Source organism: Burkholderia sp. MR1-5-21, from assembly GCF_053427715.1.
Genome location: NZ_JBSAXD010000009.1, coordinates 182,951 through 194,944, shown reverse-complemented (window position 1 = coordinate 194,944; position 11,994 = coordinate 182,951). Strand labels below are relative to the sequence as shown.

The 11,994-nt window shown below is 66.2% G+C and carries 11 protein-coding genes; 7 read left to right on the top strand and 4 right to left on the bottom strand.

Annotation, left to right across the window (positions count from 1 at the left end):
• Positions 1–91 precede the first annotated feature (91 nt).
• Positions 92–736, bottom strand: coding sequence for a maleylacetoacetate isomerase (gene maiA / locus ACV229_RS15110; RefSeq protein ID WP_448083915.1), 645 nt, complete (start codon positions 734–736; stop codon positions 92–94).
• A gap of 273 nt (positions 737–1,009) precedes the next feature.
• Between maiA and ybiB the strand changes: the two genes are divergently transcribed.
• Positions 1,010–1,993: a DNA-binding protein YbiB gene (gene ybiB, locus ACV229_RS15105; RefSeq protein WP_448083914.1), complete on the top strand. Its 984-nt coding sequence runs from the start codon at positions 1,010–1,012 to the stop codon at positions 1,991–1,993.
• 453 nt (positions 1,994–2,446) lie between these two features.
• Entirely contained in the window at positions 2,447–4,093 is a 1,647-nt protein-coding gene (leuA, locus tag ACV229_RS15100; protein WP_448083981.1) for a 2-isopropylmalate synthase, read from the top strand.
• 140 nt (positions 4,094–4,233) lie between these two features.
• Here leuA and ACV229_RS15095 read toward each other — a convergent pair whose 3' ends face one another.
• Together ACV229_RS15095 and ACV229_RS15090 are read right to left on the bottom strand one after the other, a co-directional pair.
• Positions 4,234–4,617, bottom strand: coding sequence for a nuclear transport factor 2 family protein (locus tag ACV229_RS15095; protein ID WP_448083913.1), 384 nt, complete (start codon positions 4,615–4,617; stop codon positions 4,234–4,236).
• 45 nt (positions 4,618–4,662) lie between these two features.
• The gene (locus ACV229_RS15090) at positions 4,663–5,232 is read right to left on the bottom strand and encodes an acyloxyacyl hydrolase (RefSeq protein ID WP_448083912.1); all 570 of its coding nucleotides are present in this window, start codon (positions 5,230–5,232) and stop codon (positions 4,663–4,665) included.
• Positions 5,233–5,593: 361 nt separating this feature from the next.
• Between ACV229_RS15090 and rpoH the strand changes: the two genes are divergently transcribed.
• The 5 genes from rpoH (at position 5,594) to cydX (ending at position 10,015) form a co-directional block, all read left to right on the top strand.
• On the top strand, positions 5,594–6,529 hold the full coding sequence (gene rpoH / locus ACV229_RS15085; RefSeq protein ID WP_084905584.1) for an RNA polymerase sigma factor RpoH: 936 nt from the start codon (positions 5,594–5,596) through the stop codon (positions 6,527–6,529).
• A gap of 301 nt (positions 6,530–6,830) precedes the next feature.
• Entirely contained in the window at positions 6,831–7,103 is a 273-nt protein-coding gene (gene cydP / locus ACV229_RS15080) for a cytochrome oxidase putative small subunit CydP (protein ID WP_448083911.1), read from the top strand.
• Positions 7,093–8,670: a cytochrome ubiquinol oxidase subunit I gene (locus tag ACV229_RS15075; RefSeq protein ID WP_448083910.1), complete on the top strand. Its 1,578-nt coding sequence runs from the start codon at positions 7,093–7,095 to the stop codon at positions 8,668–8,670. Before cydP ends, ACV229_RS15075 begins: the two co-directional genes overlap by 11 nt.
• 37 nt (positions 8,671–8,707) lie before the next feature.
• Positions 8,708–9,844, top strand: a complete 1,137-nt coding sequence (gene cydB, locus ACV229_RS15070; RefSeq protein WP_448083909.1) for a cytochrome d ubiquinol oxidase subunit II — start codon at positions 8,708–8,710, stop codon at positions 9,842–9,844.
• Between the two features lie 54 nt (positions 9,845–9,898).
• Positions 9,899–10,015 (top strand): cytochrome bd-I oxidase subunit CydX, encoded by a 117-nt coding sequence (gene cydX, locus ACV229_RS15065; protein ID WP_448083908.1) that lies wholly within the window; start codon positions 9,899–9,901, stop codon positions 10,013–10,015.
• A 135-nt stretch (positions 10,016–10,150) separates the two neighbouring features.
• On the opposite strand, the gene nagE is transcribed toward cydX, so the two are convergent.
• Positions 10,151–11,920, bottom strand: coding sequence for an N-acetylglucosamine-specific PTS transporter subunit IIBC (gene nagE, locus ACV229_RS15060; RefSeq protein WP_448083907.1), 1,770 nt, complete (start codon positions 11,918–11,920; stop codon positions 10,151–10,153).
• Positions 11,921–11,994 lie beyond the last annotated feature (74 nt).

Below are 11,994 nucleotides of genomic sequence, written 5' to 3'. Positions count from 1 at the left end.
CGCGGCTGCGAACCCTGGGCGCCATGCAGGCGCCCTTTTTTCATCCCGCGGCGGCCGGCCTCGAGCGGGCTTCGGTCGGCCGCAGTCGACTTCACTCGGCGTCGGGCTGCGCGCCGGGCGCGGCCGCCTCGAACGCGTCGAGCGTCGCCGCGTGGTCGGCAATCCGCTGGATCGTCGGATAACGCGCGGTATCGATCGAGAAGCGATTCGCGTTGAACACCTGCGGCACGAGGCAGATGTCGGCCAGCGTCGGCGTATCGCCGAAGCACAGCTTGCCGGTGCGTGGATCGTTCGCAAGGCGCGCCTCGAGCGATGCGAAGCCCGTCTCGATCCAGTGGCGGTACCAGTCGTTCTTCGCGTCTTCCGGCACCTGCAGCATGTGCTTCAGGTACTTCAGCACGCGCAGGTTATTGAGCGGATGAATCTCGCACGCGATCTGCAGCGCGATCGCCCGCACGTACGCGCGATCGACCGGCTGCTTCGGCAACAGCGCCGGCTCCGGGTGCGTCTCTTCCAGGTATTCGATGATCGCGAGCGACTGCTGCAGCGTCGCGTCGCCGTCGATCAGCGTCGGCACGAGCGAATCCGGGTTCAGCGCGCGATAGTCGTCCTTCAGTTGCTGGCCGCCTTCGCGCAGCAGGTGCACGGGCACGTAGTCGAACGGCAGCTGCTTCAGGTTCAAGGCGATCCGCACGCGATACGCGGCGGAACTGCGGAAATAGCTGTAAAGCTTCATCGGATGTCTCTCGTTGTCGTGATCGGCCGGCGGCGGCGCACGCCGGAAACCGGCCTGCGCGGCATGGGCATCGCGCGTCGCGCCGGCCGGCGGGGCCGGTGCCGGGGCCCGGTCGGGTCGGATCGCGCGTCGCCGGGATCATGAGTGTAGCGCGCCGGCACGCCGCCGCGCGCTTGCAAGAACCGCCCGAATGCGTGCGATACTCGGTAGGTTCCCCATCTGTCACTGCGCGGCCCGCTCGCCGATGCGACGCGAGCCGCCCCACACGCTTCGATGACCGCTACCCACGATCCCGCCGCAGCCGCGGCCGAACCGTTCCACTGCGCCCGCTTCATCAAGGAAATCGGCCGCGGTCCGCATGGCGCCCGCGCGCTGTCCGCCGAAGACACGTTCGAGCTGTATCGCGCGATGCTCGATGCGCGCGTGTCGGACGTCGAACTCGGCGCGATCCTGATCGCATACCGTCTGAAGGGCGAGACTGCCGACGAGCTCGCCGCGATGCTCGCCGCCGCGCACGCGTCGTTCGAGCCCGTGCATGTGCGGGACAGCGCGTTCTGCGCGGTGTCGATCCCGAGCTACAACGGCGCGCGCAAGCAGCCGAACCTCGTGCCGCTGCTCGCGCTGCTGCTCGCGCGCGAAGGCGTGCCGGTGCTCGTGCACGGCGTCACGCGCGATCCGGGCCGCGTGACGAGCGCGGAAATCTTCGCTGCGCTGTCGATCGCGCCGTCGGCGTCGCACGACGCGATCGAGGACATGCTCGCCGAACGCCGCGTCGCATTCGCGCCGATCGACGCGCTCGCGCCGCGGCTCGCACGCCTGCTGGCGATGCGCAGCGTGCTCGGCGTGCGCAACTCGACGCATACGCTCGTGAAGATCCTGCAGCCGTTCGCGCCCGCGGGCCTGCGGCTCGTCAACTACACGCATCCGCCGTATCGCGACAGCCTCGCGCAGCTGTTCCGCGACCATCCGGACGCCGCGCAGGGCGGCGCGCTGCTCGCGCGCGGCACCGAGGGCGAGGCCGTCGCCGACACGCGGCGCCAGGTGCAGGTCGACTGGCTGCACGACGGCGTGTGCGACACGCTGATCGATGCCGAGCGCTCGTCGGCCGACGCGCCGCCCGTCGCGCTGCCGGAATCGCGCGATGCGGCCACCACCGCCGCGTGGACGGACGCGGTGCTGCGCGGCGAGATTCCAGTGCCGGAGACGGTCGCCCGGCAGGTCGACACGATCGTGCGGATCGCGCGCATCGGCACGTGAGTGTGTGCCGGCGCATCGGCGCGCGGCCTCGTGCCGATGCGCCGGGCGCATGGCACCGCCGCCGCACCCGCTACGTCCGTTCCGTAACACCCCGTGAAACGACCCATTTGACACGCGCAGGCGACTTCGCATAGAGTTGTCGCCATGCGTTCCTTTCCGAACACCCTCCGAATTACCTCCGGTCGCCTAGCGCGGCCGCTATCGCTACGCCTAGCCTAAGGCTGTCGTAGCGCCGTGTGCTGTCCGCACGGTCCCTCCTCAGCAGTTCCTCGCAGTACCTTCTCGCAGTTTTTTACAACCCGAAGTCGTCAGCCTTCGTCCGTCTATCCGTCGGCCGAACCGCGAAGATCATCCGCATCCGCAGTGCCATCCGGCGCCACGGTGCGAGGCAGCGTCTACCGCCGCTCATGCCGTCCGTCTTCGCTCGCGACTCGAGACCCGAGGTCCATGAAGATGAAACGCAACCCGCAAGAGAAGTACCGATCGTTCGAACCGGTCCGCATCAACGGCCGCAAATGGCCGACCCGCACGGTCGAGCGCGCGCCGGTCTGGATGAGCACCGATCTGCGCGACGGCAACCAGTCGCTGATCGAGCCGATGAGCATCGAGCAGAAGCTCGAGTTCTTCGAGATGCTCGTCGCGATCGGCTTCAAGGAGATCGAAGTCGGTTTTCCGTCGGCGTCGCAAACCGACTTCGATTTCGTGCGCAAGCTGATCGACGAGAAGCGCATCCCCGACGACGTGACGATCGAAGTGCTCGTGCAGTCGCGCGAAGACCTGATCGCGCGCACGTTCGACGCGCTCGAAGGCGTGCCGCGCGCGATCGTGCACCTGTACAACGCGATCTGTCCGTCGTTCCGCCGCATCGTGTTCGGGATGTCGAAGGAGGACGTGAAGGCGCTCGCGGTCGAGGGCACGCGCGTCATCAAGGAACACGCGGCGGCGCGCCCCGGCACGCACTGGACCTACCAGTATTCGCCCGAGACCTTCAGCATGACCGAGCTGTCGTTCGCGCGCGAGGTGTGCGACGCGGTCGCGCAGACCTGGCGGCCGACCCGCGACCACAAGATGATCATCAACCTGCCGGCAACCGTCGAAGCCGCGACGCCGAACGTGTTCGCCGACCAGATCGAATGGATGGACCGCAACCTCGGCTATCGCGACAGCATCGTGCTGTCCGTGCATCCGCACAACGACCGCGGCACCGCGGTCGCCGCCGCCGAACTCGCGCTGCTCGCGGGCGCCGACCGCATCGAGGGATGCCTGTTCGGCAACGGCGAGCGCACCGGCAACGTCGACCTCGTCACGCTCGCGCTGAACCTCTACACGCAGGGCATCGATCCGGGCCTCGATTTCTCCGATATCGACGCGGTGCGCCGCGTCGTCGAGCGCTGCAACCAGATTCCCGTGCATCCGCGTCATCCGTACGCGGGCGACCTCGTGTTCACCGCATTCTCGGGGTCGCACCAGGACGCGATCCGCAAGGGCTTCGCGCAGCAGCGTCCCGACGCGATCTGGGAAGTGCCGTACCTGCCGATCGATCCCGCCGATGTCGGCCGCAGCTACGACGCGGTGATTCGCGTGAACAGCCAGTCCGGCAAGGGCGGTGCGACGTTCCTGCTCGAACGCGGTCTGGGCTTCACGCCGCCGCGCCGCGTGCAGATCGAATTCAGCCATGCGGTGCAGACGCTCGCCGACGTGTCGGGCGAGGAAGTCACGGGCGACGCGATCTGCGCGCTGTTCTCGCGCGAGTTCCTCGAAACCGACGGTCCCGCTGCCCGCAATGGCGGCAGCGTCCGCTGGGAGAACCGCGAAATCGCCGGCGCGGGCCCGGCCGATGCATCCCCGGAACAGGTCGTGCAGCGCGCGGCCGCGGCGTTCGCGGCGGCCGCGGGTGCGGCGCTCGACGTCGGTTCCTGCGAGCACATGCGCACCGCGGACGGCCGCACGGCCGTGTTCGTCGGCTGCCGGGTCGGCGACGCGCCGGCGCGGCACGGGATCGGTGTGCATGCCGATGCGGCGACCGCCGCGCTGGATGCCGTCGTCAGCGCGGTCAACCGCTCGGCATGGCATTGCGCCGATCGCCGTGCGGCGGCCTGACGGTTCGCATCAGGGTTTGAAGCAGGTCGGCAAGCAGTGCGAGACCGCCCGTGCAACGCGCAACCCGCGCTGCACGCGCCAACAAAAAGCGGCCCAGGAGGCCGCTTCAGACGGGACACGAAAAGGAATGCCACGCGCGTTCATGTCTCGGTCGCGCACCGCGTCGCCTGCCATGCGAGCAGGCGCCAGCGCCCCTGCTCCTGCGTCTGCACGGCCGTGTACGCAATCGGAAACACGAGGCCGCCGTTGTTCGTCTCCATCTCGATCAGTGCGCGCCCGGTGACGATGCAGGTCTCGTCGCCGACGGGCAGCACGTCCTGCGACTGGATCTCGATCTGGCGATAGCGGCGGCGGCCGGCGGCAATGGCGTCGATGAACTGCTGCTTCGTTTCCCGTTTGCCGTTGGTGTGGACATAGAACACCTTGTCCGACAGCAACGACTCGAGCGCCTCGCCGTCCCCGTCCACCATTGCACGGAACCGATCGCGCTCGAGCGCGCGGATCGCATCGACCACCTTCGCCATCGCCTGACTCCTCGGCAACGCGCACGCCGTGCGCGGGCGTGCGGATCAGAAGTTGTACTGCACGTAGAACTGGTGGAAATTTATACCAGGATTCGGCTCTTTGATACCCGCGTTAGACACATGTTGAAAACGGTAGCCGACCTGATACTGTTGGCGTTCTCCGAACTGCGCGCCGACGCCGACCACGTCCACGAACTGGAACGCGGTCGACAGCGACAGATTGGTCGCAATCGTCGGATGGGACAGCAGCCGCACGCCCGCGCCGGCCTCGACGAACGGTCGCACCTCGCCCGCGCTCTTGATGAAGCGGAACATCGGCGTCCCGCCGACTTCCCAGATGCTGCTGTGGATGTTGCCGCCCGTATGCCAGTAGCCGACGTGGCCTTCCATCACGAACGCGAAGTGCCAGCCGCCGACCTCCCACCACGTCCAGCCCGGATCCCAGACGACGCCGAGGTCGCCCTTGTCGATCCCGTGGCGATCGGAAAACCCGCCGCCCGCCTGGATCCCCCAACGATCCGCAAACGCCGCTCCGGACCCGCCAAGCAATGCCGCAGCCAGGACCGCATGCATCGCAAGCCGGCCGCGCAGCCGACCATTCTTCTTATTGTTCATCTGACACTCCAACTCTGTGGGTTGAATGGCACCGGCCGCGGCGCGGCCTGGCACGAGCGAACAGAATGGTATGGTAAAGGACTTTTCCGATCGGCATCGCGTAGCGAAATGGTTTGCTTCCCAAACGACAAAAATCGAAATCGTCTACTGATTCCTCGGAAAAACAACGAGTTACGGAACTTGCTGGCGTTCGAGCGGTCACGCCTAATACTATCGACATCGCAAGATCGATAGAAAACCGGGAACTTGAAAGCCCGTGCCCTCTCTAAGGAATTAGCACTCAGTTGGCTGGAGTGCTAAGATTGACCGCGGAATCATCCGAGTCCGGGGTTCATCCCTGATTCCAAAGGAGTTTTCTTAAGTGAGCAACGCTCTGACCCTCCCGAACACCCTGAGCCCGGCGTCTGCTAAGGCCGAATCGGCAGGCTCGCTGGCGCTCGCAACCCATTCGATGTTGCCGGGCCAGCTGGGCAACATCGACGCCTATATCCAGGCGGTCAATCGTATCCCGTTGCTGACGGCCGAGGAAGAACGCCAGTACGCGACCGAGTTCCGCGAGCAGAACAACCTCGACTCGGCCCGCCGTCTCGTGCTGTCGCACCTGCGGCTCGTCGTGTCGATCGCGCGCAACTACCTCGGCTACGGCCTGCCCCACGGCGACCTGATCCAGGAAGGCAACATCGGCCTGATGAAGGCCGTGAAGCGCTTCGATCCGGCGCAGAACGTGCGTCTCGTGTCGTATGCGATCCACTGGATCAAGGCCGAGATCCACGAATACATCCTGCGCAACTGGCGCATGGTGAAGGTCGCGACGACGAAGGCGCAGCGCAAGCTGTTCTTCAACCTGCGCAGCCACAAGAAGGGCATGCAGGCGATGACGCCCGAGGAGATCGACGGCCTCGCGCAGGAACTCAACGTCAAGCGCGAAGAAGTGACCGAGATGGAAACGCGGCTGTCGGGCGGCGACATCGCGCTCGAGGGCCAGGTCGAGGACGGCGAGGAAAGCTATGCGCCGATCGCGTATCTCGCCGATTCGCACAACGAGCCGACCGCCGTGCTCGCCGCGCGTCAGCGCGACACGCTGCAGACGGACGGCATCGCGCAGGCGCTCGACGCGCTCGACGCGCGCAGCCGCCGCATCATCGAGGCGCGCTGGCTGCACGTCGACGACGACGGCTCGGGCGGCTCGACGCTGCACGACCTCGCCGCCGAGTTCGGCGTATCGGCGGAACGCATCCGCCAGATCGAAGCGAGCGCAATGAAGAAAATGCGCACGGCACTCGCCGCGTACGCATAAATCAGCCGATTCAGAGTATCGCCCCCAAAAACCGCTGCCTGACCGGCAGCGGTTTTTTTTCGTCGATTAATTGACCTGATTTATCGGGTATTCGACGTTCAATGACCATTCCCCGCAACTATTGATCCAGCGCAAGTTCCGGCGCACCGTTCGCGACGGAGTGCCGCAGCGCAGCACTCGGCGCGGAAAAGGCGGCATTTTAAAATTGGCATGTCCGGCGCAACAGGATTAAAACAGCTTAACGGCCGTCATATATCCGACGTAAAGTCGCCCCCAACCCGCGTTAAATCGAATCAGGATTATGGCCTTGACCTCGATCAATAAAGCGGCCGCACGCCCGGCCAGCGCGCCCGGCTGGCGCGGCCGCATCGCCGCTTGGGTACGCGGCCCGACACTCGCCCGCGACATCGCCATTGTGCTGATCATCAAGCTGATCCTGCTGATGGCGCTCAAATACGCGTTCTTCAATCATCCGCAGGCCGAGCACATGTCGCTGCCGCCTGCCGCCGTCGCCGAGAAGCTGCTCTCGGTCCCGGCGCCCCCTTCTACCCAGGGAGACCACCATGATAAGTAGCGAAGTCGTCGATCTGTCACGACTGCAGTTCGGCATCACAGCGCTCTACCACTTCCTGTTCGTGCCGCTGACGCTCGGGCTGTCGTGGCTGCTCGTGATCATGGAAGCCGTCTACGTGATGACCGGCAAGCAGGTCTACAAGGACATGACCCAGTTCTGGGGCAAGCTGTTCGGCATCAACTTTGCGATGGGCGTGACGACCGGCATCACGCTCGAATTCCAGTTCGGCACGAACTGGTCGTACTACTCGCACTACGTCGGCGACATCTTCGGCGTGCCGCTCGCGGTCGAGGGCCTGATGGCGTTCTTCCTCGAATCGACGTTCGTCGGCCTGTTCTTCTTCGGCTGGAACCGCCTGTCGAAGGTCAAGCACCTGATGGTCACGTTCCTCGTCGCGCTCGGCTCGAACCTGTCCGCGCTGTGGATCCTCGTCGCGAACGGCTGGATGAACAACCCGGTCGGCGCCGAGTTCAACTACCAGACGATGCGCATGGAGATGACGAGCCTGTTCGACGTGCTGTTCAACCCGGTCGCGCAGGTGAAGTTCGTGCACACCGTGTCGGCCGGCTACGTGTCGGCTGCGATGTTCGTGCTCGGCGTGTCGTCGTGGTATCTGCTGAAGAAGCGCGACATCGATTTCGCACTGCGCTCGTTTGCGGTTGCGGCCGGCTTCGGCCTCGCGGCGACGCTGTGCGTGATCGTGCTCGGCGACGAATCGGGCTACACGACCGGCGAAGTGCAGAAGATGAAGCTCGCGGCGATCGAATCCGAATGGGAAACGCAGGCGGCGCCCGCGTCGTTCACGCTGATCGGCTTGCCGAACCAGAAGGAGCAGCGTACCGACTACGCGATCAAGATTCCGTACGCGCTCGGCCTGATTGCGACGCGTTCGATCGACGAGCCGGTGATCGGCCTGCGCGAGCTCGCGAAGCGCAGCGAGGAGCACATCCAGAGTGGCATGATCGCGTACGGCGCACTGCAGAAGATCAAGGAAGGCGACACGAGCGACGCGACGCACGCACTGTTCGACCAGCACAAGCAGTATCTCGGCTACGGGCTGATGCTCAAGCAGTTCACGCCGAACGTGACCGACGCGACGCCCGAGCAGATCAAGGAAGCCGCGAAGAAGACCATCCCGCCTGTGGCGCCGGTGTTCTTCTCGTTCCGGATCATGGTGTTCCTCGGTTTCCTGTTCGTCGCGACCTTCGTCGCCGCGTTCTGGTTCTGCGCGCGCCGCGAATTGCTGCAGGACAACCGCCGCTGGTTCCTGCGCTACGCGGTGTGGGCGATCCCGCTGCCGTGGATCGCCATCGAATTCGGCTGGATCGTCGCCGAACTGGGGCGCCAGCCGTGGACGATCGCCGGCGTGCTGCCGACGCACCTGTCCGCGTCGAGCCTGACGCCAACCGATCTGTACCTGAGCCTCGCCGGTTTCATCGTGTTCTACACGGCGCTCTTCATCCTCGAGATCACGCTGATGTTCAAGTACGCCCGCCTCGGCCCGTCGTCGCTGCACACCGGCCGCTATCACCACGAGCTGGCCGCCGCCGAGCGCGCGTCCGCATGACGGCACACGCGTACCCGACACCGAACAAGGAATCGCTATGGACTATGCAACTCTCAAGCTGATCTGGTGGCTGCTCGTCGGCGTGCTGCTGATCGGCTTCGCCGTCACCGACGGCTTCGACATGGGCGCGACTGCGCTGCTACCGTTCCTCGGCAAGACCGACGACGAGCGCCGCATCATCGTCAACACCGTCGGCGCGACCTGGGAAGGCAACCAGGTGTGGCTGATCACCGCCGGCGGTGCGATGTTCGCCGCGTGGCCGCTCGTCTATGCGGCGTCGTTCTCCGGCTTCTACTTCGCGATGCTGCTCGTGCTGTTCGCGCTGTTCTTCCGGCCGGTCGGCTTCGACTACCGCAGCAAGCGGCCCGATCCGCGCTGGCGCGCGGGCTGGGACTGGGGCCTCTTCATCGGCGGCTTCGTGCCCGCGCTCGTGTTCGGCGTCGCGTTCGGCAACCTGCTGCAGGGCGTGCCGTTCCAGTTCGACACCGATCTGCGCGTCACCTATCACGGCAGCTTCTGGGCGCTGCTGAACCCGTTCGCGCTGCTGTGCGGCCTCGTCAGCCTGACGATGCTCGTCGCGCACGGCGCCGCGTTCATCAAGATGAAGACGGACGGCGTGATCGCGCGCCGCGCGTCGGTCGCGCTGCGCGTGTCGGCGTTCCTCGCCGTCGTGCTGTTCGTGCTCGCCGGCGTGCTGATCGCGTCGTACATCGGCGGCTTCCACATCACGCGCGCCGCGCCCACCGACGCGGTCGCGAACCCGCTGCTGAAGGACGTCGCCGCGGGCTCGGGCCTGTGGCTCGCGAACTACGGCGAATATCCGTGGATGATCGCGGCGCCGGTCGTCGGCATCGCGGGCGGCGTGCTCGCGCTGCTGCTCGCGGGCTCGCGCCTCGAGAAGACCGCGTTCGTCTGCACGGGCCTGATGATCGTCGGCGTGATCCTGACCGCGGGCTTCTCGATGTTCCCGTTCATCATGCCGTCGTCGCTCGATCCGCGCAGCAGCCTGACCGTGTGGGATTCGACGTCGAGCCAGAAGACGCTGCAGGTGATGCTGTTTGCCGTGATCGTGTTCCTGCCGATCATCCTGCTCTATACGAGCTGGGTCTATCGCGTGATGCGCGGCAAGGTCACGCGCCAGACGCTCGAAGAGAACACGCACTCGATGTACTGAACCCGGCCGGGGCGCGCACGCGCCCTCGCCCCCCGTTTCGCAAGGAGTCGGATCATGTGGTATTTCAGCTGGATTCTCGGTATCGGCGTCGCGCTCGCGTTCGGCATCATCAACGCGATGTGGCTCGAGGCGCGGCAGCGCAAGCAGGAAGCGCCGGTGCGCGCAAACTGACGCTGCCCGCTGCGTGCGCCGCCTGACGGCCCGCGCAGCGCAAACCCGTCAAAGCAACACGGCGCCCGAGGGCGCCGTGTTGCTTTTCCAGGCGCGGCAACGATCGGGGATCGCTGCCGCGCGAGCCCAGGCCGCTCAGGCAGGCTGGGCAGCCGTACCACCGCCCGCTGCCGGCAGGCGCGCATTGAGCTGTTCCGCGTAGCGCGCGGCCGCGCTGCCGCAGACGATGTGGAACGTGTCGGCGCCGACCCACGCAACGTCGAGCGACTCGAGGCGCTGGCGATCGACCGCCGACGGATCGAGCACGACGACGCGCAGGCGCGTGGTTGCCACCGCGTCGAGCGACGCGACGTTCGTCGCACCGCCGAACACCGCGAGCCAGCGTGCCGGATCCGGATCGAGCGGACCGGCCGCAACGCCCGCGGCCATACCCGCCGGCGCAGCCGCCGCCTTCGGTGCGCTCGCGGCTGCAACTGCGCCGCTGCCGATCGCCGTGCGCATTTCGTCGGCGATGATGTCCGCCTCCGGCCCGATGATCACCTGCACGCTGTTGCCGCCGCGCTTGAGCACGCCGCGCGCGCCGACCGACTTCAGGTCCGCTTCCGACACCTTGCCCGGATCGACGACGGTCAGGCGCAGGCGCGTCGTGCACGCGTCGACGACCGTCAGGTTGCCGGCGCCGCCGAGCGCGGCGATGTAGCGCTGCGCGCGCGGCGCGGCGGCCGCTGCAGCCGCACCTGGTGCGACATAGCCGCCCGCCTCGAACGACTCGGCCGCCGCTTCGGCCGTTGCCGGCTCGCGGCCCGGCGTCGCCATGTTGAACTTGCGGATGAAGAAGCGGAACAGCCCGTAGTACGCGATGCCGTACGCGATGCCGAGCGGAATCGCGACCCAGCCCTTCGTCGACAGCCCGTAGTTCAGCACGTAGTCGATCGCACCGGCCGAGAACGTGAAGCCGAGCTTCACGTCGAGCAGCTGGCAGATCGCGAGCGACAGCCCCGTCAGCACCGCGTGGATCACGTACAGCACCGGCGCGAGGAACATGAAGCTGAATTCGATCGGCTCGGTCACGCCGGTCAGGAACGACGTGAGCGCCATCGAGAACAGCAGGCCGCCGACCACCGCGCGGCGCTCCTTCGGCGCTTCATGCAGCATCGCGAGACACGCGGCCGGCAGGCCGAACATCATGATCGGGAAGAAGCCGGCCATGAAGGTGCCCGCGGTCGGGTCGCCCGCGAAGAAGCGGTGCAGGTCGCCGTGCACGATGTCGCCACCGGCGGCCGGCGTGAAGTTGCCGAACACGAACCACGCGAGCGAGTTGATGATGTGGTGCAGGCCCGTGACGAGCAGCAACCGGTTCAGGAAGCCGAACACGAACGCACCGATCGCGCCCGCGGTCGTCAGCCACTGGCCGGCCGCGTCGATTGCGTGCTGGACCGGCTGCCACACGTAGCCGAACACGATGCCGAGCACGACGCACGCGAGCCCCGTGATGATCGGCACGAAGCGCTTGCCGCCGAAGAACGCGAGGTAGTCGGGCAGCTTGATGTCCTTGTAGCGGTTGTACAGCAGCCCCGCGACCACGCCCGCGATGATCCCGGACAGCACGCCCATGTTCAGCTTCGGATCGATGTCCTTCATGATCGCGGTTTCGATCAGGTAGCCGATCGCACCCGCGAGCGCCGCGACGCCGTTGTTGTCCTTCGCGAAGCCGACCGCCACGCCGATCGCAAACAAGAGCGGCAGGTTGTCGAAGATCGCGCCGCCCGCGTCGGCGATCATCTTGATGTTGAACACGTCCGGCTGGCCGAGACGCAGCAGGATGCCGGCGACCGGCAGCACCGCGATGGGCAGCATGAGCGCGCGGCCCAGGCTCTGTATCTTCAGAAACGGATTCCCGTCCATTCAGTCCTCCTATCCTTGTCTATTCGTTGACCTGATTGCTTTCATATCGAATCTGCGTTGATGCCGAAACGGCA

Coding starts and splice junctions, on each gene's coding strand:
- leuA (WP_448083981.1), top strand. CDS start 2,447: ATGAAACGCAACCCGCAAGAGAAGTACCGATCGTTCGAACCGGTCCGC.
- ACV229_RS15090 (WP_448083912.1), bottom strand. CDS start 5,232: ATGAACAATAAGAAGAATGGTCGGCTGCGCGGCCGGCTTGCGATGCAT.
- nagE (WP_448083907.1), bottom strand. CDS start 11,920: ATGGACGGGAATCCGTTTCTGAAGATACAGAGCCTGGGCCGCGCGCTC.
- cydP (WP_448083911.1), top strand. CDS start 6,831: ATGGCCTTGACCTCGATCAATAAAGCGGCCGCACGCCCGGCCAGCGCG.
- ACV229_RS15095 (WP_448083913.1), bottom strand. CDS start 4,617: ATGGCGAAGGTGGTCGATGCGATCCGCGCGCTCGAGCGCGATCGGTTC.
- cydX (WP_448083908.1), top strand. CDS start 9,899: ATGTGGTATTTCAGCTGGATTCTCGGTATCGGCGTCGCGCTCGCGTTC.
- ybiB (WP_448083914.1), top strand. CDS start 1,010: ATGACCGCTACCCACGATCCCGCCGCAGCCGCGGCCGAACCGTTCCAC.
- maiA (WP_448083915.1), bottom strand. CDS start 736: ATGAAGCTTTACAGCTATTTCCGCAGTTCCGCCGCGTATCGCGTGCGG.
- cydB (WP_448083909.1), top strand. CDS start 8,708: ATGGACTATGCAACTCTCAAGCTGATCTGGTGGCTGCTCGTCGGCGTG.
- ACV229_RS15075 (WP_448083910.1), top strand. CDS start 7,093: ATGATAAGTAGCGAAGTCGTCGATCTGTCACGACTGCAGTTCGGCATC.